The sequence below is a fragment of the Gillisia xinjiangensis genome, assembly GCF_046298265.1.
Lineage (GTDB): Bacteria > Bacteroidota > Bacteroidia > Flavobacteriales > Flavobacteriaceae > Gillisia > Gillisia xinjiangensis.
This window is the reverse complement of the sequence record NZ_JBKAHK010000060.1, coordinates 1-622: the sequence shown is the minus strand read 5'-3', so window position 1 is coordinate 622 and position 622 is coordinate 1. Positions and strand designations below refer to the sequence as shown.

General features: G+C 61.3%; 1 protein-coding gene. It reads left to right on the top strand.

All coding sequences use genetic code 11. The features are described 5' to 3' along the window. Positions 1-622, top strand: a 622-nt coding sequence (locus ACKGJN_RS16470; RefSeq protein WP_409540657.1) for a response regulator, incomplete at both ends; no start/stop codon positions are given.

The following is a 622-nucleotide window of genomic DNA, read 5'->3' as shown; positions in this document are numbered from 1 at the left end:
GTATCCTGGTGGTCGGCGAGTCCGCGGCTCCCGGCTCCGTGCTTCGGCATATTCTGCTGACGGAGGGCTACAGCGAAACTCAATGCGTCCCCAGCGCGCGCGAGGCGTTCGGCATGCTGGCCGAAACCACACCCGACCTCGTTATCGTCGACGTTGCAGGACACGATGCCGACGGTTTTGATCTGCTAAGGACTCTCAGCAGGCGGGCGCAGGAGCAGATCCTGCCGGTGCTTGTTGCCTGCGATGGCGCAGAATTGATGACCCGGCTGCAGGTCTTGGAAGCCAGTACACTGGTAATCATCGGCAAGCCGCTGGAGCGGTTCTTGGTAGCGTTTAAAGTGCGCAATCTCCTGCACACGCGGCGGCTCTTCGAGGAACTCAGGCAATCCAAGCTTGCCGTCGAGCGACAGTTCCTGGAACGCACGACGAAGCTGAACCATGCCCTCGATCTGCTGACGAAAGCGGAAAGGGAACTGGCAAAGCGACTTGCAGAATCGCAGAACGAAAGCCGCGGGAAGTCGGCGTTCGTGGCGGATATCGGCCACGAGCTGCGCACGCCCCTGAATGCCATCCTCGGCTTCTCCGAGGTGATTCGCGACCAGCGGTTCGGGTCCGTCGGGAA